This is a genomic window from Kitasatospora sp. NPDC058406 (assembly GCF_042722765.1).
Lineage (GTDB): Bacteria > Actinomycetota > Actinomycetes > Streptomycetales > Streptomycetaceae > Kitasatospora.
On the sequence record NZ_JBHXKE010000175.1, the window covers coordinates 1 to 21,193 of the forward strand.

The following is a 21,193-nucleotide window of genomic DNA, read 5'->3' on the forward strand; positions in this document are numbered from 1 at the left end:
GTGCAACGGGTTCGAAGTTACGGGGGTGGTGGTGGGGGTTTCAAGGATTCTGAGGTTTAGGCATGTCAGGGGGTGGTTACCGGTCGTAAGGATCAAGGAAATGGGGTGTTTTGAAGGTGAATGTCCCTATTTTCAAGATCGTTGGGGGGTGGGAAGTGGTCCGGGCCACAGGGGTGGGGCTGTGAGGCCGCGCACATGGTCGACGGTGGGTGACGGTGTCTCTGCCGGGGGTGGTGGAAAGGGTGGCGGGTCACCCGCCTCCGGGTGGCCCGCACCACAGCCCTCACCCGCCGTGCCCCGTGCAGGCACCGGGAGTGCTCGGCATAGCCTCGGGCCATGAGCAACGAGAGCGATGAGCGGTGGGACGCGGAGGCCTTCGACGAGGTGGGGCAGGGGGCCGGGGAACCGGGGCCGGCGGTCGCGCCCACCGGGTTCGAGCTGGGGACGGACGGCCCCAGGATGGTCCTGGCCGGGCTGGACGGATCGGACTCCGCCTGGCGGGCCACCGCCTACGCGGCCGGTCTGGCCCGGCGGCAGCACGCCACCCTGGCGGTCGCGTACATCCAGCCGGTGCTCGGTGCGGCCACCGCGCTCGCGGGCGCGGCGGTGGAGGAGACCACCCGGGAGATCGCCGACGAGCTGCTCGACGCCCTGCGCGAGGCCGAGCACCGGCTGCGCGACGTCTGGAGGCTGGACTGGCGCTTCCTGACCGTCCGGGGCGACCCGTTCACGGGTCTGGCGCGGTTGGCGGACGAGCTGCGGGCGGACGCGGTGGTGGTCGGGGCCTCCGAGCAGGCCGGTCACCGGGTGATCGGCTCGGTCGCGGTGCGGCTGGTGAAGGCGGGGCGCTGGCCGGTCACGGTGGTGCCGTAGGGGAAGGGCGCGCGGACGAGGGGGCGACGAGGGCCGCGGTCCCGGGCGGATGCCGGGGCCGCGGCCCTGTGCGGTGCGAGGGGGGTCAGAGCACGGAGACGCCGTTGCCGCAGATGTTGATCGGGATGCTGATCGGGATCTGGATCTGGTTTCCGGAGAGCACGCCGGGGGAGCCCGCCACGACGCCGCTGGCGTAGGCGCCGCCGGTGTTGATACAGGTGGTTCCCCCGCCCCCGCCGCCCCCGCCGAGGAAGGCCGAGGAGGGCGGCGCGGCTTGGGCGGGGGCGCTGTGCGCGGAGTCGTCGCAGCCGCCGGCGAGGGCGGGGCCGGCGGAGATGACGGCCAGCGCGGCGCTCAGGCCCGCGGCGAGCAGGTACTTCCTGGTGTTGGTCATGGGGAAGGAATAGCCAGCCGACACGCCGATGACCACATGATCCGACCGTGCGATCACCCGAGCGCAGTCGGAACCCCACCCCGATGCAGCAGCCGCCGAGCCCGGCCGGCCCACCTGCCTTGCCCGCTCTCGCGCCACCTGCCCGCTCTCGCGCCACCTGTCCGTCCGACACCGCGGTCCTGCTCCGGTCCCGGGCACCGGGACGGGGCACGACCGGGACACCCGCCCCGTGTTTCCGGGACATCGGCCGCCCGATGCTCGACGGACGGCCGCGGCAGGGGCCCGCGGCCACCCGGCCACGGCACGAACGGGAGACCCGCATGTACGCGCACTGGGGCACCTTCACCAAGAACGACAACCTCGGCAGCTGTCTCGGTCTGGCCCAGACCGCCCTCGAACGCCAGGGCTTCCAGGTCTGGGACCTCGCCGGGGACGGCGACTACCAGGTGATCGGCGGCAACGGCAACGTGATCGCCACCGTCGTCTGCGTCCCGCAGGGCCGGAACGTCTGGCTGACCGTCAGCGCCTACTCCACCGACTCGACGCTCGCCGAGCGCACCCGCAACGACGTGCGCTCGTACATCGTCAACTCCGTCCGCATCGACTAGGCGTCGGCGGGGTCGTACGGACCTCCCGGGCGCGGCCGTCCCGCGCCCGGGAGGTCCGCCGTGCCCGGGAGGCCGGCGGGGAGGAGCCCGCTGCCGCCCCTCACGGCCCGTCCCGTCCCGTTCCCTCCGCCAGCGCGTCCCGCAGCGCCGCTCGGGAGGTGATGCCGAGCTTGGGGAACAGCCGGTACAGGTGGGAACCGACGGTGCGCGGGGACAGCCGGACCACGGCGCCGATCTCCTTGTTCGTCAGTCCGCCCGCCGCCAGCTCCCCGATCCGGCGCTCCTGCCAGGTCAGCGTGGCCAGGCGCGCGGCGCCCGGGCCCGGGCCGGGTTCGGGCGCGGGCACGCCCGAGGCGCGGAGTTCGGCCCGGGCCCGTCCGGCCCAGCCGGCGGCGCCGAGCCGCTCGAAGGACTCGGCGGCGAGCGTCAGCGGGTGCCGCGCCGCCCGGGGGCCACCGGTGCGGCGCAGCCGGACACCGTGGGCGAGGCGGATGCGCGCGAGTTCGAACGGGAAGTGCGCGCCGGCCGGGTGGGCGTCGGCGAGGGCGAACTCCCGCTCGGCCTCGGCGTCGTCGGGGGCCGTCATCGACAGCACCCCGTGGGTGACGAGGGCCAGCCGGGGGGAGACCGCCGGCAGCCCGGTGTCCCGCGCGGCGAGCGCGTGCCGCCGCGCCTGCTCGGCGCGGCCGGTGTGCAGTGCGGCCTCGACCAGGTCCAGCAGGGTGCGGGAGGCCTGGTGGGCGCAGGGAGCGAAGGTGCCGGGAGCGGTGATGCCCGCGGCGTACCGGTAGGCGCTCTCGTAGTCCCCGTCGCTCAGCGCCGCCGCCGCTCCCACCGCGTCGGCGATCTGGAGGAGGAAGCCCACGCCCCGGGGCCGGGCCCAGTGCCCGACGGCCGCCTGCAGTTCCGCGGCCCGTCGGGACTGTCCGCGCAGGGCTGCCAGGAGCGCGAGGTAGGCCCGGCCGTGGTGGGCGAACAGCGCGAATCCGTGGGCCGTGGTCAGCTCCAGTACGCGGTGCCCGGTCCGCTCGGCCTCGTCCCACGCCCCGGCGGCCAGCTGGTCCAGCATGACGAGGTGCAGCATGGTCATGCCGTTGGCGACGGCGCCGGTCTCCACCTCCCGGTCCACGGTGCGGCGCAGCAGCGGGCCGTAGTGGTGCAGCGTGTCGACGTGGTACGCGGCGACGGCCAGCCGCGTGACGTCCCACGGTTCCAGCCGGGGGAGGTCGGCGAAGGCGCGCTCGACCCGCTCGTGCACGCCGGCCCCGTGGCGGACCACGTCGCTCCAGGCGTCCCGGTAGATCAGCGAGACGGGTGCCACCAGTGGGCCCATGGAGGTCAGGAGCCGGTGCGCGGCCTCCCAGGCCGCGGGATCGGCGGCGTACTGGTTGACGGCGAGCAGGAGGTTCACCAGCCGGGTGAGCACCTCGGCCGGCTGCCCCGGCTCCGGAGGGTGCCCGGCCGGCCGCCCGCCCGGGGTCTCCGTGGCGGACGCGGGTTCCGCCCACCCCCGGCCGGCCGCCCGGATCCGCCCGATCGCCGCGACGACCTGCAGTCGCGCCGAGCGCACGTCCCCGTCCTCGTAGAGGGCCGTGTACGCGGACGTCACCGTGGCCGCGGCCGAAGCCGCTCCGTCGGACGAGGCCGCCCCGTCGGTGAGCCTGCGCGCCTGGTCGAGGAGCGCGGAGTGCCCGGCGACGAACGCCGCGTCGCCCAGGCGTCGCGCCCGCCCGTCCCGGTCCTCGCTGAGCTCGGCGGCGCGGGTCAGCCAGGCGACCGCCGCGAGCGCGCCCCCGCGCCGGGTGGCCGACTCGGCGGCCGTCTCCAGCGCGGCGGCCACCTGCTCGTCGGGCCCCTGGGCCGCCGCCGCCAGGTGGGTGGCCCGCCGCTCGACGTCGTCGCCGTGGACCCGGGCCAGCTCCCTGTGGGCCGCGCGCCGCCGGCCGGGCGTGGCCAGCTGGACCACGGTCGAGCGCACCAGGGGATGCCGGAACACGAAGTCGCCACTGACCGGATCGACGTCGAGCAGTCCGCAGGCCGCTGCCTCGTCGACGTCCCGCATCCGGTACCGCGCGGCGCGGCCGCCGCTCCTCGTCCCCGCACCGTCGAGTGCCGCGCGCAGGAGTTCCTCCCGCACCGCGTCGTCCAGCCGCTCGATCCGGGTGCCGAACACGTGCTGGAGGCGGCGCGGAAGTCCGGCCGGGTGCGGGCCGGTCGCCGGTCCGCCGGCGGCGGAACCCCCGCCGCCCGGACCGCCCCCGCTCCGGTGGGCCGCTCCCACGTACGGCGGGAGTTCCAGCAGCGCGAGCGGATTGCCGCAGGCCTGGTCCAGGACCAGCCGCCGCACCCCCGGGTCGAGACCCGGGTGGCGCCGGTCGAGGAGCCGTTCCGCGTCGCCGTCCGGCAGCGCGGCCACCGGGAGCTCCGCCAGCGCCGCCGCGTCGAACCCGGAGGCGACCTCGGACCGCACGCCGACCAGCAGGCGTACCGGACCTGCGGTGAGCCGGCGCGCCACGAAGCCGAGCACGTCGGTGCTGGCGGCGTCGACCCACTGGCCGTCGTCCAGGACCAGCAGTACCGGCCGCTCGGAACCGGCCAGGGACAGCAGGTCGAGGACGGCGATCCCCAGCGACATCACCGACGGCGGCGCCCCGTCGCCGCGCCCGAGGACGACGTCGAACACCGCCCGGTGGCCGGCTTCCAGACCGGCGGCCCGTGGAAGCAGGGGGTGCAGGAACTGGTGCAGTCCCGCGAAGGGCAGCTCGCTCTCCGCCTCGGCCCCGGCGGCCCGGAGCACCAGGTGCCCGGCGTCCGCCGCGTGCGCGGCGGCGTGGTCGAGCAGCGCGCTCTTCCCCACTCCCGTCTCGCCCCGCAGGAGCAGGGCCCCGGGCCCCGGCTCCGTCACGAACGCGGCCAGCAGCGCTTGTTCGCGGCCCCGCCCGACCATCGTCCCCGCGGTCGACCCGACCGCTCCCACCCCAGTGCCCACGACCGTCCCCGCCCCTTTCCTCGCAGGTGGCCACACCTGCGGCCCCGGCTATCCTCCCCTTTCCCGCCGGGTGCCCCGTGAACTCCGGCCCCTGCCCCCGGCAGCCCCGCCGCGCTCCGGGGGCGGCGGCGGGGCGCCGGGCCCGGCCCCGGGGGCGGGCCCGGTCCGGCGATAGGCTGCCTGACCATGACGGACATCTCGGTCGAGCCGCCCCGGACACCCCGCCGCCGTCCTGCCGGACGCACGCCCCGGGAGACCGCCGACCGACCGGACGAGGGGGCCGCCGGCGCGGCCCGCGCCGGCGACGGTCCGTCCGGTGCCGACCTGCATCTCGACCTCCCCGTCACCGGCAGCCGCCGCGCCGCCCTGATGGGCGCCCTGCGTGAGGCGATCCGCAGCGGCCGGCTCGCCCCCGGCACCCGTCTGCCGCCCTACCGCGCCCTCGCCGCGGACCTCGGCATAGCCCGCAACACCGCCGCCGACGCCTACGCCGAGCTCGTCGCCGAGGGCTGGCTCACCGCCCGGCAGGGTTCGGGCACCGCCGTCGCCGACCGGGCCGAGCCCGTCGCCCCGACCCGCGCCCGCCGGCCGTCCCGGCCGCCGCAGCCCGCCCACGACCTGCGGCAGGGCCGGCCCGACACCGCCTCCTTCCCCCGCACCGCGTGGCTCGCCGCCGGGCGGCGCGCGCTCACCGCCGCGCCCAACGAGGCGTTCGGACCGGGCGATCCGCAGGGCCGCCGCGAGCTGCGCGACGTCCTCGCCGACTACCTGGCCCGGGTGCGCGGCGTACGGACCGATCCGGAGCGGATCGTGGTCTGCTCCGGCTTCGCCCACGGGCTGCGACTGCTCTTCGACGGTCCGCGGGCCGTGCTGCCCGCCCGGACCACCGGACCGCTCGCGGTCGAGGCGTACGGGCTGGCCTTCCACCGAGGGCTGCTCGCCACCGCCGGGGCGACCACGGTGCCCCTCTCGCTGGACGAACGCGGCGCCCGTGTCGGCGAGTTGGCGCGCCACCCGGACGTCCGGACGGTCCTGCTCACCCCGGCCCACCAGTTCCCGACCGGCGGTCCGCTGCATGCCGGGCGGCGTTCGGCGGTGGTGGACTGGGCGCGCGGACGCGGCGGACTGATCCTGGAGGACGACTACGACGGCGAGTTCCGCTACGACCGCCAGCCGGTCGGTGCGGTGCAGGGCCTCGATCCCGAGCGGGTGGTCTACCTCGGCACCGTCAGCAAGAGCCTCAGCCCCGCGCTGCGCATCGGCTGGATGGTGCTGCCCGACCACCTGGTCGACCGGGTGCTCGCGGCCAAGGGGGAGCGCGAGGCCTGGGCGAGTGCGCTGGAACAGCTCACGCTCGCGGAGTTCATCGGCTCGGGCGGCTACGACCGGCACGTCCGGCGGATGCGCCGGCGCTACTGCGGCCGCCGGGACGCGCTGGTCGCCGCGCTGGCCTCGCGTGCCCCGCACATCGAGGTCTCCGGCATCGCGGCCGGCCTGCACGCGGTGCTCCGGCTCGCACCCGGAACGGAGCGGTCGGTCCTCAAGGCGGCCGCCTACCGGGGGCTGGCCCTGGACGGCCTCGCGGACTACCGGCACCCGCTGGTCACGCCCGAGGCGATGCCGGCCTCCGACGGACTGGTCGTCGGCTACTCCACCCCGCCCGACCACGCCTACCCGGCCGCACTCGACGCGCTCTGCGACATCCTGCCGGAGCCGCTCTGAGCGGCCGTCCGGCGCGGGGCCGGGAGCAGAGGGTAGGGTGTCCGGCCTTCCGGCGGGGCCGGAACCGGAAGGTAGTGGTTCCGGGCGTCCGCTCCGCTGTCATATGCCGGTACGGACCGGTGCGGAGGAGAACACCGGGGCGGGGCAGCCCGCCTACGCTCCATGGTCATGCGCACATCATTCCTGAGCCGCCTCGGCCTGCCCGCGATCCTCGCCCTCCTGATCGGCCTGCTCCTCTCGGCCGCCCCCGCCCATGCCGACACCCCCCTGCTCTCCGTGTCCTCCGACAAGGCGACGGCGACCCCGGGCTCCTCGGTCACCCTCACCCTGACCCTGACCAACCCGCACGACACCCCCGTGCAGTTCCTCTACGAGTCCATCCAGCCGACCTACGGCACGACCCAGGCCACCGGCCTGAAGTACGCCTTCGCGTCCTGCGGCGGCAACGTGAGCAGCTGTGACACCGGCGCCACCAGCGGTCTGGTCCACCACTCCGTGCCGGTCGCGGCGGGTGCCACCACCACCGTCACGCTGACCTACGACATCGCCGCCGACTCGGCCTGCGGCAACGGTGCGCGCATCGACTTCTACACGTACCTCTACTACGAGTACGCCTCGGGCACCGCCTCCGACTCCGGCATCTTCAACGTCCCCGGCAACGAGGTCACCTGCTCCTGATCCCGACCCCGCCCCGCCCCCGCTCCGGGCCGCAGCGCCCGGCCGGGGCCGCCCGGAACCCCCGTCAGGTGCCGATCGCCCCCGTACCGGCACCTGGCGGGACTCCGGCGTTTCCCCCGGGGCGCCGGTGGCCCACCGGGTCGGCGGGCCGCCGCGTGTGCGGCCCGTGCGCCCCGCGGATTGTCGGACCCGGATGGCAGGCTCGGCGCATGGCCGAACCGGTGACCACTGACATGTCGACGACCGCCCCGGGCGGGGGCGCGCCGCCGATCCCCGAGGCCGTCGCGGCGGCGATCCGCGCACGGGCCGGTGACCGGCTTGCACCGCTGGTGCACCGGCTGTTCCGTTCCTCGCTGGTCCTCGGGCCGGTCACCGGCGACGGCGAGCCGGGTGGTGGTGAGAGGGGCGAGGGCCGGCTCGGAGGGCTGCCCGCGCTGCCGGCCGGGACGGCCTGGCCCGCGTTCTCCGGCCGTCCGATGCGCTTCCTGGCCCAGCTGGACTGCGCCCGACTGGCCGCGGCGTTCCGGGCGACCGGGCCCGGCGACCGCTGGCCGCTTCCCGCCGACGGTCTGCTGCTCTTCTTCCACGACGAGTGGCTCGCGGACTTCAGCGGCCGCGGCTGCCGGGTCCTGCACGTGCCCGCCGGGGCGCCGCCCCGAGCGGCACCGCCGAGCGAGCACGGCACACCCGCCGTCCCGGCCGTCCCGGTCCGGGCGTCGTGGGCGCTCTCCGCGCCGTCCTACCAGGACCGCGAGCTGGAGAACCTGTTCCCCGACGACTTCCTGGTCGCGCTCGACCTCGCCCTCGACCTCGCGGACCAGCTGCCCCGGCCGGCCGTGCGGGTGCTCGGCTGGTGCGACACCGACACCGGACGCCCCGAGGGCCACCGGCCGCTGCTCCAGATCGGGAGCGGCGCGCTGGACACGGCACGGGGCGCGTGCGCCGACGTCTCGTTCTGGATCACCGACGAGGACCTCGCGGCGGGCCGCTTCGACCTGGTCCGGCACGGGTTCGAGACCGTTTGACGGGGTCGGGCGCGGAGCCCCCGACCTGATCGGTACCGGCCCCGCACGGCCTTCCGCCCGGGACGGCCGGGCGACCGCCGGGCGACCGCCGGGCGGACGAACGGCGGGAACCGGCGGACTCGTCCTAGGCTGGGGTGAGGCCCGGAACGAGGGACCGGGCGCCCTGCCGGGGGTCGGTCGGGCGGTACGGCGGGGCGGTGAGACGAACGTGGTCCCAGAGCGAGAGCGGACCCCGGAGGACGCGGAGCCGGGAACGGAGTCCGCGCCGCACCGCGCGGCCGCTCCTGCCGACAACACCGATGCCGACAACACCGATGCCGACAGCACCGACGCCGTCGGCACCGCACGCAGCGCCGACGTCGCGGCCGGCACCGACACCGCCGCCCCCGCCGTCGAGCTGCTGCGCGCGGTGCGCGCGCACCCGGGCCGTCTGCCGGAGCTGCTCGCGGTCTTCGCCGTCCGTCACCGCGGCCCCCGGGCCGCCCGGCGGACCGCCGCGCTCCGCGCGTCCCGTCCCGACGAGACCACGGGCGAGCTGGCCGTCCGGGCCGTCACGCACGCCCGGCGGGTCAGCCAGTCCGAGGGAGCGTTCGTCGGCGGGCCGTTCCTCTGGCTGGTGCCGTTCGCCTTCTGCAGCGCGCTGCTGGCCCAGGGGCAACTCCTCCTGGAGCTCGCCGCCCTCGCCGGGAAGGACCCGGTGGCACCGGCCCGGGCCGCCGAGATCCTCGTCCTCCAGGGGGCGTACCCCGACCTCGCCGCCGCCGAGCGCGCGCTGGCGTCCGGCCCCAATCCGGTGCCCGGCGGTGCGCCCGCCGGTCGGGACCGCCGGACCCGGCGCATCCGCGGATTCGCCTCCCTGATCCGGCGGATGGCCCGCCTGCTCGGGCTGACGAGCGAGGGCGAGGACCCGCCGCCGTCCCGTTGGCGTTCCGCCGGCGGGTGGGCGCTGCTGGCCGTGGTCTTCCTCCTCGGTACGGTCGCCCCGCTGGTCTGGCTGCCGTACATGGGGGCCTCCTACAACCGGGCCACCGACCGGATCGCCACGCGTGCGGTGGGTTTCCACTTCGGCGGCGCTCCGGCGGGCTGGTCCGGGCCCCGCCGGACCCGCACCGACCCCGGGATGGTGGTGGCGGCCGCCCGGGCCGTGGCCTCGCTGGCCGTCCCGCTGGGAGCGGTCGTCGTGCTGCTGCTCGCCGACGTCCGGCTGTTCGAGAGCCGGTGGCCCGCGCTCGCCTTCGTGGTGATCGGGCTCTCCGCCCTGGTGGGCACCTTCTGGTACGTGGCACGACGGCGCGAGCGGGACCACCGGGACCGCGGCGAGCCGTAGCGGGGGGCGGGCCGTCGAGGGCCGGGTGCCCGGCCCGCTGCCCGGACCGGGTGTCCGCCCGCCCCGTGGACCGGGGAAGCGCCCGGCCGCCGCCCGCCCCGGACCCGTACGGCCGCTGCTCCCAGGCCCTCTGACGGATGGTCACCGCACGAAGGTTAGGCTGCCCGCAGGGCCGCGTGGAGCGGCCGGGAGAAGGGTGACACGGGTGCGAACCGTACGAGACCAGCGTGTGAACGGCGGGCCTGCCGACGCCGCCGGCACCACCACCGGCGCCGACATCACCATCACCGACGCCGGCGACGGCGCGCGCACCACCGCAGGTGCCGGCAGCACGGGGACGGCGGCCGGGGCCGGCCGGCGCCCCAAACTGCGCGCGGTACCCGGCCACCGGCTCGCCGGGCTGCCGCAGCTCGCCGGGGCGGACGAGCGGTTGCGGCACGAGATCGCGGTGGTCGCGGCGGTGCTGCCGTTCAAGGTGAACAACCACGTCCTGGAGGAGCTGATCGACTGGCGGCGCGTCCCCGACGACCCGATGTACCGCCTGACCTTCCCGCACCGGGACATGCTCCCGGCGGAGCTCTTCGACCGGATCTCCGCGCTGATCTCCGCCGGCGCCCCGCGCGAGCGGCTCGCCGAGGCGGTGGCGGCCGCCCGGCGCGCGCTCAACCCGCACCCGGGCGGTCAGCTGGAGGAGAACATCCCCGAGCTGGACGGCCGCCCCGTGCCCGGCCTCCAGCACAAGTACCGGGAGACGGTGCTGCTGTTCCCCGCCCAGGGCCAGAGTTGCCACGCCTACTGCGGCTACTGCTTCCGCTGGGCCCAGTTCGTCGGTGAGCCGGACCTGCGGCAGAGCCTGCCCGGTCCGGCGACCGCGCTGGACTACCTGCGGGCCCACCAGGAGGTCGCCGACGTGCTGATCACCGGCGGTGATCCGCTGATCATGTCCACCGCGCGGCTGGCCGGCTACGTCGAGCCGCTGCTCGGTCCCGGGACCGAGCACCTGCGGACGATCCGGCTGGGCACCAAGGCGCTGGCCTGGTGGCCGCACCGGTTCACCACCGACCCGGACGCCGACGACCTGCTCCGCCTGTTCGAACGTGCGGTCGCCGCCGGGCGGCAGGTGGCGGTGATGGCCCACGTCAGCCACCCGCGCGAGCTGGCCGGCGAGGCGGTCCGGGCGGCCGTGGCGCGGATCAGGTCCACGGGGGCGGTGATCCGGGCCCAGGCGCCGCTGATCCGGCACGTCAACGACTCCTCGGACGTCTGGGCCGCGATGTGGCGGGACATGGTGCGGCTCGGCATCGCGCCGTACTACCTGTTCGTGGAGCGGGACACCGGGGCGAGCTCCTACTTCGAGGTGCCGCTGGCGCGGGCGGTGGAGATCTACCGGGACGCGGTCCGCCAGGTGTCGGGGCTGGAGCGGACGGCGCGCGGGCCGGTGATGTCGGCCGGGCCGGGGAAGGTCTGCCTGGACGGCGTCGCGGAGGTCGCGGGTGAGCGGGTCTTCGTCTGCCGGTTCCTGCAGGCCCGCGAGCCGGAGCGGGTGGGCCTGCCGTTCTTCGCCCGGTACGACGAACGGGCCACCTGGTTCGATCAGTTGAGGCCGGCGTCGTTCGAGCGGAGGCCCTGGTTCGCGGGGGATTCGCAGCTCGCGGGGGAGCCCGCGCTGGTCTGATCGGCCCTTGGCGGCCGACTCTGTTCGACAGGCGAACACGTGTTCCAGTCGCCCGCACCCCGCCGGCCGGGGTGCGGGCGTTCACGGTGCTCCGTTCGGGTGAGGTGAATCGTTCCTACGTCTGGACGATTCGCATGCGCAGAAACGTGTCGGCGTTGTGGGGCCCGGCTGACGGATTCAAACCCTCCGCTCGGAGAGATTCACCCTATCGGGGGGCACTCCACCGCCATACGGGGTCGGTCGAGCCTTGGTGATCTAGGGTTCCCGGTGGATCGACCGAGTGGCGCTCCACTTCGTGAACGCCACCAACACCCTTGCCGATACGTGTATCTGATGAACCGTCGAGACCGTTCACCCGGCCACCGCCGACCGGGCGGCCCCGTCGGCGGGACCTGCGCAGACGACGTGACCTGACCAGATGAAGGAGAGCCCTGCCGATGCCCGTGGAGACCAGCCCGGAGACACAGCAGGTGGTGCAGTCGAGCCTCACTACGGCCGCTGCCCGCAATCTCGCCACCACCACCAAGTCCGCGCCGCAGATGCAGGAGATCACCTCCCGCTGGCTGCTCAAGGTGCTGCCCTGGGTGCAGGCCGCCGGTGGCGCCTACCGAGTGAACCGCCGCCTCACCTACACCGTCGGCGACGGCCGGGTCGAGTTCATCAAGACCGGTTCCGAGGTCCGGGTCATCCCGCAGGAGCTGGGCGAACTCGCCCTGCTGCGCGGCTTCGAGGACGACGGGGTGCTCACCGCGCTGGCCGACCGCTGCGAGCAGCGCGACTTCGGCCCGGGTGAGGTGCTCGCCGAGCGCGGAGCGCCCGCCGACCGGATCTACCTGATCGCGCACGGCAAGATCAACCAGATCGGCACCGGCAAGTACGGTGACGAGACGGTGGTCAGCGTGCTCGCCGACGGTGACCGCTTCGGCGAGCACGCCGTCCTCGACGCCGACGCCGTCTGGGAGTTCACCGCCAGGACGGTGACCTCCGGTACCGTCCTCTCGCTGCCCCGCCGGGACTTCGAGGCGATCCGGGACGGCTCGCCCGCGCTGCAGGAGCACCTCGGGGCCTTCCTCGCCCTCCCGCTCCAGCGCCAGAACGAGCGCGGCGAGGCCGAGATCGCCATGTCGGCCGGCCACCACGGCGAGTACGAGCTGCCCGGCGCCTTCGTGGACTACGAGCTCAAGCCGCGCGAGTACGAGCTGAGCGTCGCCCAGACGATCCTCAAGGTGCACACCAGGGTCGCCGACCTCTACAACCAGCCGATGAACCAGATCGAGCACCAGCTCCGGCTGACCATCGAGGCGCTGCGCGAGCGCCAGGAGCACGAGCTGGTCAACAACCCGGAGTTCGGTCTGCTCAACAACGCGGACTTCGCCCAGCGGATCCAGACCCACTCCGGCCCGCCCACCCCGGACGACCTGGACGAGCTGCTCAGCCGCCGCCGCGACCCGGACTACCTGCTCGCCCACCCGCGGGCCATCGCGGCGATCGGCCGTGAGTTGAACTCGCGCGGGATCTACCCGCACCACGTCGACCTCGGCGGGCAGCAGGTGCCGGCGTGGCGCGGGGTGCCGATCCTGCCGTGCAACAAGATCCCGATCACCAAGGAGAACACCAGCTCCATCCTGGTGATCCGGACCGGCGAGGACAACCAGGGCGTCATCGGCCTGCACCAGACCGGCCTCCCGGACGAGTACCAGCCCGGCCTCTCGGTCCGGTTCATGGGCATCGACGAGAAGGCGATCATCTCGTACCTGGTCAGCGCCTACTACTCGGCCGCGATCCTGGTGCCGGACGCGGTCGGCGTGCTGGAGAACGTCGAGGTCGCGCACGGCCGCCGCTGATCCGTGGCGCCGCGCGCCCGGCCCGCCTCGACGCGGCGGCCCCGTCGTGACGACCGTGCCGTGACGACCGTGCCGTGACGACCATGCCGTGACGAACCCGTCGTGACGACCGGTCCGGCCCGTGACCCGGGCCCCGGGCTCGCGACCGGACCCGGTCCGGCCGTGACGGGCCGCCCGCATGATCGTTTCACCTGGTACCGGACGGCCCGCCCCCCGAGGCGGGCCGTCCGGTGTCGGCCCCCTTCCGGCGCCGTCCGACCTTCCTGACGACACGAGAGGTGCATGGAGCCCATGCCCCAGTCCCAGCCGCCCCGACGGATACCGGTGGACGGGCAGTCGTGACCGCGGACCCCACCGCCGCGAGCGACGGCACTCCGAGAGACGACGCTGCGAGAGACGGCGCTGCGAGCGGCGGTACCCGGCGCGACGGCGTCACCCGCAGCCGTGACCCGATCGGCGCCGGCACCACCCGCGCCCGGCGGATCCGGCTGGCCGGAGCGGCGGCCGGGGTGGCCGCGCTCTGCGCGCTGTTGAGCGGTTCGGCCGCCGCCAGGACCTCGGGACAGCACGGCGGAGGGCGCCCGCACGGACCGGTCGTCACCACCTGCGTCTCCACCGGGACGGACGTCTCGGTGGGGGTCGGCCCCGGGGGAGTGGACGTCCAGGTCGGCGTCGACGTGGAGGCGGACGTCACCGTCGACCTCTCCGGGACGTCGCACCACCCGGGCTCGCCGACCCCGAGGCCGTGGCCGCCGAGACCCTGGCCCACCAAGCCGTGGCCACCGAAGCCGACGCACAGCCATCCGTGCCCGACGCCCACGCCCAAGCCGACACCCACCCCGACCCCGACCCCGACTCCCACACCCACCCCGACCCCGACCCCGAAGCCCACTCCGACCCCGACCCCGACACCCACCCCGGTGCCGACACCGCCGCCGACCCCCGCGCCGGTGCCGCCCCCGGCTCCGCCCTCCCCGACGCCGAGGCCCACCACGCCGCCCGCGTCCCCGCGGCCGGTGCCCACCCCGGTACCGACGCCGACGACCCCGCGGCCCACCGCACAGCCGGTGGTGCCGCCCCCGCCGGCGCCCCGCCCGCCCGCGCCGACGCCACCACCGCCCCCGGCACCGCAGACCCAGGCGCCGCAGAGCCCGGCCCCCGAGCCGGTGCGACCTGCCCCGACGGTGAAGCCCGTCCGGATCCCGCAGGCCCCACCGGTGCAGGCCCCGGAGCGGCACCACGGCGCCGCGCCGACCCGGACCATGCTGGTGATCACCGTGCCCGCCGTGCTCGCGGCGGTCGCCCTGCGTCCGCGCGGAGGCTCCGGCCGAGGCGGCTCGGGGGGTCGCGGAGGCGCCGGCGGTTCCACCGGGTCCGCCGGTTCGAGCGGCTCCGGCGGCTCGGGCGGTACCGGCAGCTCCTGACACCGCGTCGGTCCGACGTGAGCACCACCGGGCCGCCCGCAGCGGCTCGCAGTTCCGCCCCCGGTGCACCCGGCCCGTGCCTCCCACCCCGGCACGGGCCGGGTCCGATCCGATTCAGCCCGATCCGATCCGACGAATGACCCGACCCAGAGAGGAGTTCCCATGTCCGAGTGGTTGGCGCTGGCCATCGCCATGCTGGCGGCCTGTGCCGTCGTGGTGGCGGTGGTGCTGCTGAGGCACCGCCGCGCCGGTGAGGACGAGGACACCGACGAGACACCGGACGTCATCGAGTACATGACGATGATGATCGGCGTGGTCTACGCCATCGTGCTCGGCCTGGCACTCGCCGGTGTCTGGGAGGCACGCGGCGTGGCGCAGGACGACGTGTTCCGCGAGGCGCAGGCGCTGCACGAGGTGAGCGAGCGGGCGCAGGTCTACCCGGTCGAGTTCCGTGACAAGGTCCGTGCCGACGTCGACGCCTACGTCTCCTACGTGGTCGACGTCGAGTGGACGTACATGCGCGAGAACGGCGAGATCTCCGACCGGGGCACCGAGCTGCTCGCGAAGCTGCGCAGTGATGTCGCGACCCGTCCGCCGGCCACCGACCTGGAGGCCCAGGCGTACCAGCCGATCATGGACCGGATCGGCATCGCCGACGACGCCCGCAACGCGCGGGGCCAGAACGCCGGACCGACCATGCCGGGCGTGGTCTGGTTCGGCCTGATCGTGGGCGCCGTGGTGACGGTCGGGATGGTGTTCGCCCTCCAGATCAGGCGCTCGGCACGGGAGTTGCTGCTCGCCGGGGTGTTCAGTGCGCTGATCGCCTTCCTGCTCTTCCTGATCTGGGACTTCGACGACCCGTTCGGCCGGAGCGTCTCGGTCACCACCGAGACGTTCACCGACCTGTTCCCGGCACTGGGCGGCGGGAAGGAGTGACCGGCCGGTCGCGCCCGTCACCCGGACCCGTCTCCCGGCGGCCCCGGCCTTCGATACTCTGATCGGGCCGTCGGGGGCCGGCCCCGGCGTGCATGCCGAGAGGATCCGTGCGCGTGGCCTACCGACAGCCCCACCAGGGCGACCCGTACCCGACGACCCAGCGCCCCGGGCGCGCCTGGTGGTGGCTGCCCGCCGAGGAGCGCCGGAGGCGGCGCCGCCAGCGCAAGGAGTGGAAGGCCTACCTCCGCAAGCACGGGGAGAAGAAGAAGGACAACGACTGCCTGGACAACCTCGACTGCAGCGGCGGTTGCGACGGTCCCTGCCTGCTCCTCTTCTTCCCGGTGATGACGGTCGCGGGTATCCGGTTCGCGCTCGCCGGAGGCCGCGGCCGACGGCACGGCGGCGCGGCGGGCCGGGTCGACCCGGCCGCGCCGGTGCCCGGCGGTTTCGCGGCCGGGGTGCTGTACGGGGCCGTGCGCCACTACCGCACCGAGATCAGCCCCGGGCGGCCGGCCTGCTGCCCGTACACGCCGACCTGCTCGACGTACGCCGTCCAGGCGCTGCACCGGCACGGCGCGGTGCGCGGTGCGCGGCTGACCGTCGGCCGGCTGTTGAGCTGCCGCCCGGGTGCCGCCCGCCGGGGTGGCGGCGTCGACCCGGTGCCGGAGCGCTGACCGGGCCGGGCGGCCCGGCAGACGGAGGGGCCGCGCGGATCACGGTCGAGAGGTGATCCGCGCGGCCTCCGGCATCAGCCGGCGAAGCGTCAGTGCAGGCTGCTGTTCATGGCGTTGAGCAGCGAGCCCGAGGCGTCGTCGTTCTCCAGGGCGAAGGCGAACAGGCCCGCCAGCCCCTTGCTCCTGGCGTACGCGCCACGGGCCTGGATGGCCTGCGGGGTGTCACCGGTCCAGAAGTTGGTGCCGTCGTACACCCAGGACGACTCGGTCACCGGGTCCCAGTGGGTGTTGGCGGCGGTGGCGTTGAGCTCCTTCCAGGAGGCCAGACCGGCCTCCGCGCTGAGCGGCTTGGCCGGCGTCGGGCCGGTCGCGCTCTGGTACAGGCCGAAGTTCGAGCCGGCCGGCACGCCGGTCCAGCCGCGCCAGTAGAACGGGAGGCCCAGCACCAGCTTGTTCGCCGGGAAGCCGCCCGCGATGCCGTACTCCGGCAGGCCGGTGGTGTAGGCGGCCAGCGTGGTGTCGATGTTGTACTTGCGGGTGCCCGGCGTGATCGGCGTGGTCGGGTCGGCCGGGCTGTCGTGCAGCGGGTCCTGGTGGTTGGTCGGGCCCTTGGCGTCCCAGGCACCGTGCATGTCGTAGGTCATGACGTCGGCGTAGTCCAGGTACGCGCCGATCTTGTCGGTCTCCAGCTGCGCGATCTTGTCCTGGCCGCTGGGCAGGGCGGCCGTCAGCAGGAACCGCTTGCCCTGCGCGCTGCCGAGGGCGTCCAGCTGGGTGCGGAACTCCTTCAGCAGCAGGGTGAAGTTCTGCTTGTCGGCGGGGGAGGTGTGGTTGCCGGTGTGCCCGCCGGCCGAGCCCGGGTACTCCCAGTCGAGGTCGATGCCGTCGAACAGGCCGGCCGCCGAGGCCGCGCCGCCCGCCGGGTCACCGGCGATGTTGGTCGGCAGGTTCCCCTTGAGGAACATGTCGAGGCAGGAGGAGACGAACTTCTTGCGCGAGGCGTCGCTCGCGGCGGCGTCGGAGAAGTACTTGGAGTACGTCCAGCCGCCGATCGAGATGCTGAGCCGCAGGTTCGGGTACTTGGCCTTCAGCTGGCGCAGCTGGTTGAAGTTGCCCTTGAGCGGCTGCTCCCAGACGTCGGCGCTGCCGTCCACGCTGGTGGCGCCGTTGTAGTCGGCCTGGTAGTCGGCGTAGGCGTCACCCGCGCCGTCGCCGGCGTTCGGGTTGTTCTCGTTGGCCGAGTCCGAGGCCTTCACCGCCTGGAAGCAGGTGAGGTTGGTCGGGTGGATGTTGGCGAACGCGTAGTTGATGACGTCCAGCTTGCCGGCCGCACCGCTGGTGTCCACGTTCTTCGCGTGGTACGCGTTCTCGTACACGCCCCACTGGTCGAAGTAGGCCGAGCGGAAGGGGCTGTTGGCGGGGGCGGCGGCGGTGGTGGTGTTCACCGGGGCGGACTGGGCGGACGCGTGACTGCCGGAGTAGCCCTGCACGGTGAAGGTGTACCCGCGGGTCGGCAGCAGCGAGCTGACGGCGACCGAGGTGCCCATGGAGGTGGCCACCAGCTGGTTGCCCGCGTACACCTTGTAGGAGACGGGGCCGTCGCCGCTGGTGAGGGTGGACGGCTGCCAGCTGAGCACGACGGCGTTGTGGGTGACCTTGGTGACCGTGACGCCGTTCGGGGTGGTGACCTTGCCGTCCCCGGCCGGGCCGGTGCCGGTCGAGGTGGCCGTCGGGGTGGGGCTGGTGGTGGCCGTCGGGCTGTTCGACGCGGTGGGGCTGTTGGAGGGGGTGGGGCTGTTCGACGCCGTCGGGCTGTTGGAGGCCGTGGGGCTGGTCGTGACGGTCGGGCTGCTGGTGGCCGTCGGGCTGGAGCTGCTGGTCGGTCCGGCCGGGCCGGTCAGGCTGAGGTCGTCGGCCCGGTAGGCGCCGGTGCCGTACCAGCCGTGCGTGAAGACCGTCACCGAGGTGGTGGCCGCGCCCGTGGTGAAGGTGGTGCTCAGCTGCGTCCAGCCGGTCGCGTTGGGCGCCCAGCTCTGGGAGTTGACGCCGGTCCCGGTCGCGCCGAGATAGACGTAGCTGCCCTGCACCCAGCCGGAGAACGTGTAGGTGGTGCTGGGCCGGACGGCGACCGTCTGCTGGCACTGGGCGGTGTCGGCGGCCGATGCGGCGCCGCTGAGCGCGTAACTGCCGCCGTGCACCGGGGTGGTGACGACGGAGCCGTTGGCGCAGGTCCAGCCGGCCAGGCCGCCGGTCTCGAAGTCGGCGTTGGTCAGCAGGTTGACGGCCGCGGCCGAGGCGGTGTCGAGCGTGAGGGCGAGGGCGGCGCTGCCGGTGGTGAGCGTGGCCGCCAGGGCGAGCGCGGTGGCCCGTCGGCGTGGTGCGGCGGCCCGGCGTCGGGCAGGGCGCGCGGGCATGACCCGGTCGTGCATGGGTGATCCTCCGGAGGAGTGGGGTTCCGGCGGTGCGGTTGGCCCGGGATGGGCCGGGGAGCCGAACCGGGCGCTGTGGGGGCGCGCGGGCGGGTGTGGAGCGCGTTTTCGGGTATGCGTGTGGTGCTCGTGACGCGGACCGGACAGGATCCCGCATCACGACATCACAGATTGGACTGGACCAATATTCGCCGTCAAGGGTGCCCCGCGGAACGGTCGTCGACGACGGCCGGACCGGTACGGTGGCCTCCCGAGGAGCCCCGCGTCGAACGGAGAACGGGTCATGGACAGCCGCGCCTGGGACGACCGCTATGCCGCGAGCGAGCTGGTCTGGGGCACCGAACCCAATCGCTGGGTGGTCCGCGAACTCGCCGGGCTCGCCCCCGGGCGCGCCCTGGACCTCGCCGCGGGGGAGGGCCGCAACAGCATCTGGCTCGCCGGCCGGGGCTGGGAGGTCACCGGTCTGGACTTCTCGACGGTGGCCCTCGGCCGTGCCGAACGGCTCACCGCCGCCCTGCCGGACGAGGTGGCCGACCGCCTGACCTGGCGGCACGGGGACGCCCGCACCTTCGAGGCGCCGACCGGCGGCTACGACCTCGTCGTGGTCGCCTACCTCCAACTGCCCGCGGAGGAGCGCCGGACGGCGCTGCGTCGCGCCGCCGCCGCGGTGGCGCCCGGCGGCACCCTGCTGGTGGTCGGCCACGACTCGACCAACCTGACCGAGGGCGTCGGCGGCCCCCGGGATCCGGAGGTGCTCTTCACCCCGGGTGACGTGCTGACCGACCTGGTCGGTGCCGGTCTGCACACCGTTCGGGCCGAACGGGTGCGCCGTGCGGTGGCCGCCGAGGGTGGCCACCGGCTCGCGACCGACGACGGCGCCGGCGGTGGTGCGGGCGGCCGTCCGGTGGAGGCGATCGACGCCCTCGTCCGCGCGGAGCGGGTCGGCTGACCCCGGGCCGGTCCTCAGGCCGGTCGCCGGTCGCCGGCCGCTCGTTCCGGTGGATCCGGAGCGAAGTGACCAGGTGGCGTCAGTGGCGAACGGTTTGCTGTTTCGTGTACGGGGCGGACGGGTGCATTCGTCATTTCGCAAAACCGTTGAAGGTGAATTCCCCGGCGGTTAGGGTTCGGTCCGGCAGGCGTGTGCTTCGTCTGCCGTCGATGGGAATTCCGACTGATCGAGGGGGATGGCACATGCAGGGTTTCATCCACAGGTCGGCCCGTTTCGTCGGGGCCTCCGTCGCGGTGGCCGCGCTGGCGGTGTCGGTTCTCGCCGGTTCCGGCGGCGTCGCGGCGGCCGGCTCGGCGCCGGTGGGGCCCGCCGCGGCCGGGGCCGCCGGAGCGGTGGTGCCGGTCGCCGACCTCGCGCTCGCCGATCCGGGGCAGGGCTCGAAGCTGCGGAACACGAACAGCGGGATGTGTCTGGTGGTCCAGGGCTATGCGAACAACACCCAGGCGTTCCAGTACGGCTGCCTCGGTTTCGACGACCAGTTCTGGATCTTCGACCCGGTCTACAACAAGGCCAATGCGTTCCGGATCCGGAATTTCCACAGCGGAAAGTGCCTGGTGGCCCGGGGGACCGCCAATAACGGTCCGGTGGTCCAGACGGACTGCGCGGACTTCGACGACCAGCTGTGGTGGGCGGTCTCGCTCCAGGCGGGCGGCTACTGGTTGAAGAACTACAACAGCAAGCTGTGCGTGATCGTCCGGGGCGGGGACTCCGGCAGCGGGGCGGTCGTGGGCGGCTGCGACAACCGTTGGGCCGACCAGATCTGGACCTGGTAGGCGGCCGGGGCCCTGGGTGCCCGTACTGCGTCCCGGCGCGGTGCGGGCGCGGGCGGCTTCCCGGGCGCGCCCGTGGGGTATGGAGGTGTCCCGGGGTGAATCCGGGGCGCCGGGAAGATCTACACTGTTGTAGATTCATGGGGCGCAGGTGAGGAACGAGGAGGGCGCGATGAGCGTTTCGCTGGCGAAGGGTCAGAAGCTGAGCCTGGAGAAGCCCGGTGGCGGGCGGCTGGGCGTGGTGCGGATGGGTCTCGGCTGGCGGGCCGCGCAGCGCAAGGGCTTCCTCGCCAAACTGTTCGCCGGGCAGGAGATCGACCTGGATGCCTCGGCGGTGCTCTTCGCGGCCGGCAAGCCGGTGGACGTGGTCTTCTTCCAGCACCTCACCAGCGACGACGGCTCGGTGCGGCACAGCGGGGACAACCTGACGGGCGGGGCCGGGGACGCGACCGACGACGAGACCATCACCGTCGACCTCACCGCCGTGCCGGCCGAGGTGGACCAGATCCTGTTCACCGTCAACTCGTTCACCGGCCAGACCTTCCAGGAGGTCGAGAACGCCTTCTGTCGGCTGGTCGACACCCAGACCGGCACCGAGCTGGCCCGTTACACGCTGACCGGCGGTGGCCCGTACACCGCGCAGATCATGGCGAAGATGCAGCGGACCGGGACGGGTTGGCAGCTCGTGGCGATCGGCCAACCCGCCGCCGGACGGACGTTCCAGGACCTGATGCCCGAGCTCGTGAAGCACCTCTGAGCCTCGGCGACGACGAAGCGGAGGGCGACCGGCAGCCGTCCGCACGCACGACCTCGGCC

Annotated in this window: 17 protein-coding genes; 14 read left to right on the plus strand and 3 right to left on the minus strand. The window is 74.4% G+C overall.

Translation table 11 applies throughout. The features are described 5' to 3' along the window. Positions 1 to 459 precede the first annotated feature (459 nt). On the plus strand, positions 460 to 873 hold the full coding sequence (locus tag ACFWOG_RS28470) for a universal stress protein (RefSeq protein WP_329951913.1): 414 nt from the start codon (positions 460 to 462) through the stop codon (positions 871 to 873). 85 nt (positions 874 to 958) lie between these two features. Here the strand turns inward: ACFWOG_RS28470 and ACFWOG_RS28475 are convergent, their stop codons facing one another. Then, positions 959 to 1,267, minus strand: coding sequence for a chaplin family protein (locus ACFWOG_RS28475; protein WP_329951909.1), 309 nt, complete (start codon positions 1,265 to 1,267; stop codon positions 959 to 961). A gap of 320 nt (positions 1,268 to 1,587) precedes the next feature. Between ACFWOG_RS28475 and ACFWOG_RS28480 the strand changes: the two genes are divergently transcribed. After that, positions 1,588 to 1,875, plus strand: coding sequence for a hypothetical protein (locus tag ACFWOG_RS28480; protein WP_329881319.1), 288 nt, complete (start codon positions 1,588 to 1,590; stop codon positions 1,873 to 1,875). 100 nt (positions 1,876 to 1,975) lie between these two features. On the opposite strand, the gene ACFWOG_RS28485 is transcribed toward ACFWOG_RS28480, so the two are convergent. After that, a complete protein-coding gene (locus tag ACFWOG_RS28485) occupies positions 1,976 to 4,822 on the minus strand; it encodes an AAA family ATPase (protein ID WP_380361599.1) in 2,847 nt (948 codons plus the stop codon). Positions 4,823 to 5,050: 228 nt separating this feature from the next. On the opposite strand from ACFWOG_RS28485, the gene ACFWOG_RS28490 reads away from it, so the two are divergent. The 9 genes from ACFWOG_RS28490 to yidD all read left to right on the plus strand — a co-directional run bounded on the left by ACFWOG_RS28490 (position 5,051) and on the right by yidD (position 16,169). After that, entirely contained in the window at positions 5,051 to 6,586 is a 1,536-nt protein-coding gene (locus ACFWOG_RS28490) for a PLP-dependent aminotransferase family protein (protein ID WP_380361584.1), read from the plus strand. A 168-nt stretch (positions 6,587 to 6,754) separates the two neighbouring features. After that, the gene (locus ACFWOG_RS28495; protein WP_329881316.1) at positions 6,755 to 7,264 is read left to right on the plus strand and encodes a hypothetical protein; all 510 of its coding nucleotides are present in this window, start codon (positions 6,755 to 6,757) and stop codon (positions 7,262 to 7,264) included. Positions 7,265 to 7,473: 209 nt separating this feature from the next. Beyond that, the gene (locus tag ACFWOG_RS28500) at positions 7,474 to 8,289 is read left to right on the plus strand and encodes a DUF1963 domain-containing protein (RefSeq protein WP_329951907.1); all 816 of its coding nucleotides are present in this window, start codon (positions 7,474 to 7,476) and stop codon (positions 8,287 to 8,289) included. Positions 8,290 to 8,497: 208 nt separating this feature from the next. Further along, complete coding sequence (locus tag ACFWOG_RS28505; protein WP_380361587.1) at positions 8,498 to 9,616, plus strand: hypothetical protein; 1,119 nt, start codon at positions 8,498 to 8,500, stop codon at positions 9,614 to 9,616. Between the two features lie 205 nt (positions 9,617 to 9,821). Continuing rightward, the gene (locus tag ACFWOG_RS28510) at positions 9,822 to 11,291 is read left to right on the plus strand and encodes a KamA family radical SAM protein (RefSeq protein ID WP_380361589.1); all 1,470 of its coding nucleotides are present in this window, start codon (positions 9,822 to 9,824) and stop codon (positions 11,289 to 11,291) included. 437 nt (positions 11,292 to 11,728) lie between these two features. Then, entirely contained in the window at positions 11,729 to 13,135 is a 1,407-nt protein-coding gene (locus tag ACFWOG_RS28515; RefSeq protein ID WP_329881312.1) for a family 2B encapsulin nanocompartment shell protein, read from the plus strand. Between the two features lie 338 nt (positions 13,136 to 13,473). Beyond that, positions 13,474 to 14,559, plus strand: a complete 1,086-nt coding sequence (locus ACFWOG_RS28520; RefSeq protein ID WP_380361591.1) for a hypothetical protein — start codon at positions 13,474 to 13,476, stop codon at positions 14,557 to 14,559. A 162-nt stretch (positions 14,560 to 14,721) separates the two neighbouring features. Then, positions 14,722 to 15,495 (plus strand): hypothetical protein, encoded by a 774-nt coding sequence (locus tag ACFWOG_RS28525; protein ID WP_329951904.1) that lies wholly within the window; start codon positions 14,722 to 14,724, stop codon positions 15,493 to 15,495. A 113-nt stretch (positions 15,496 to 15,608) separates the two neighbouring features. Then, positions 15,609 to 16,169 carry a membrane protein insertion efficiency factor YidD gene (yidD, locus tag ACFWOG_RS28530; protein WP_355405032.1) on the plus strand — a complete coding sequence of 187 codons (561 nt, stop codon included), beginning with the start codon at positions 15,609 to 15,611 and terminating at the stop codon, positions 16,167 to 16,169. Positions 16,170 to 16,258: 89 nt separating this feature from the next. On the opposite strand, the gene ACFWOG_RS28535 is transcribed toward yidD, so the two are convergent. Continuing rightward, on the minus strand, positions 16,259 to 18,598 hold the full coding sequence (locus tag ACFWOG_RS28535; RefSeq protein ID WP_380361594.1) for a glycosyl hydrolase family 18 protein: 2,340 nt from the start codon (positions 18,596 to 18,598) through the stop codon (positions 16,259 to 16,261). A 283-nt stretch (positions 18,599 to 18,881) separates the two neighbouring features. Here ACFWOG_RS28535 and ACFWOG_RS28540 point away from each other — a divergent pair, with 283 nt between their 5' ends. From ACFWOG_RS28540 to ACFWOG_RS28550, 3 genes are all read left to right on the plus strand, one after another. Further along, on the plus strand, positions 18,882 to 19,547 hold the full coding sequence (locus ACFWOG_RS28540; RefSeq protein WP_329951901.1) for a class I SAM-dependent methyltransferase: 666 nt from the start codon (positions 18,882 to 18,884) through the stop codon (positions 19,545 to 19,547). Positions 19,548 to 19,789: 242 nt separating this feature from the next. Beyond that, positions 19,790 to 20,380, plus strand: a complete 591-nt coding sequence (locus tag ACFWOG_RS28545) for an RICIN domain-containing protein (RefSeq protein ID WP_380361596.1) — start codon at positions 19,790 to 19,792, stop codon at positions 20,378 to 20,380. A gap of 169 nt (positions 20,381 to 20,549) precedes the next feature. Then, positions 20,550 to 21,134, plus strand: coding sequence for a TerD family protein (locus ACFWOG_RS28550; RefSeq protein ID WP_329881306.1), 585 nt, complete (start codon positions 20,550 to 20,552; stop codon positions 21,132 to 21,134). Positions 21,135 to 21,193 lie beyond the last annotated feature (59 nt).